Source organism: Treponema sp. R6D11 (assembly GCF_054786075.1).
In genome coordinates this window covers 1-1,228 of record NZ_BDHD01000374.1, presented here as the reverse complement: position 1 = coordinate 1,228, position 1,228 = coordinate 1, and the positions used below count along the sequence as shown (strand labels likewise).

1 protein-coding gene is annotated in these 1,228 nt (G+C 42.6%); it reads right to left on the bottom strand.

What is annotated here, in order from left to right; translation table 11 throughout:
* Window positions 1–21: 21 nt before the first annotated feature.
* On the bottom strand, window positions 22–1,228 hold a 1,207-nt coding region (locus ACYVTD_RS13245), incomplete at its 5' end, for an HD-GYP domain-containing protein (RefSeq protein ID WP_461248209.1).

Sequence of the window (1,228 nt, the reverse complement as noted above, 5' to 3'; positions counted from 1 at the left end):
ATTTGTATATAATACCATATATTAATAAACATTTGGAGGCGGTATATCGTTACAATCGTAGGGCGCAAGAACAACATCAAAATCTTTGACAATATCCTTGTCAATTTTTCCGTTATCCGCCATTTCGTAAAGTATCTTCATGGTATCAGCGTGATTCCGTCCCGCGTGATATGGTCTTTCTTCGCTTATCGCCTGATACAAGTCCAGACACACCAACAGTTTAGAGTTAAAATCCAATTCATCGGCTTTTTTCCCAAACGGGTAACCGTCGCCGTCCTCTTTTTCATGGTGACTGGATGCCCATTTGCATATATCCTCGAATCCTTCAATATCGTTAAGAAGTTCCCATGTTATACGGACATGTGTTTTTATAATTTCAAATTCTTCATTGGTAAGCTTGCCTGGTTTTTCCAGAATTTCAGAAGGAATTGCCAACTTGCCAAGATCGTGCAGAGCAGCAGCAAGGTACAACTCTGAAAGTTTTTCCGAGTCGTACTTATAGTACTTTCCCATAAACCATGCTTTATTGGCAATCTGGGTTGAATGTTTCTGCGTAAAAACCGATTTGTAGTCGATGATTCTTGCCACGAAAGCCGCCAGACCATAAATAGTTTCTGTTTGTATATCGACAGTCCAAGGAGACAGGGAATCCTCCGCCGTTTTTTTTATGACATCATCTTTAAGAGACATAAGCGTAGGCAAGTCGAGAACTTCCAGAAAAGCTTGCGCCGCTTTTTTGCTGTAGAATTTTCCGGTCTCATTAACGATTATATTTCTGATATTGGGCAACTCTTCCGGTTTAAGCCTTTGAAGATGATGGGCGGCGTCAATTGAATCGGCAATGGTGATAAGTTCCGCTTCAAGGGGACCTTCCCCTTCGCGTATGCCGAATGGTCCAGTGCCGTCGGCGTGTTCATGATGATACAGAACAAAGTCTTTTACATTTGTTTTAAAACAGAGCGCGTCCGCATTGCGCTGACCTATCTCTAAGTGTTTTTTCATTGCTAATTCATGGTCGCCGTCCATTTTTTCGGAAAGAATATATTCGGTAAGAGCGCTGTCATGGAGCAGGGCACAAACCGCAAGAGCGGTGATTTCTTCGGTATTTTTTCCAAGGGCTTTTCCCATTTTTGCGCAGAGAACGGCAATTCGTTTGCCGTGATTGGTACTGGTTCCCAAAAGATCGCCCTCTACAATATCTAAAGCTGTGGGAGGAACAAGCTCAAAC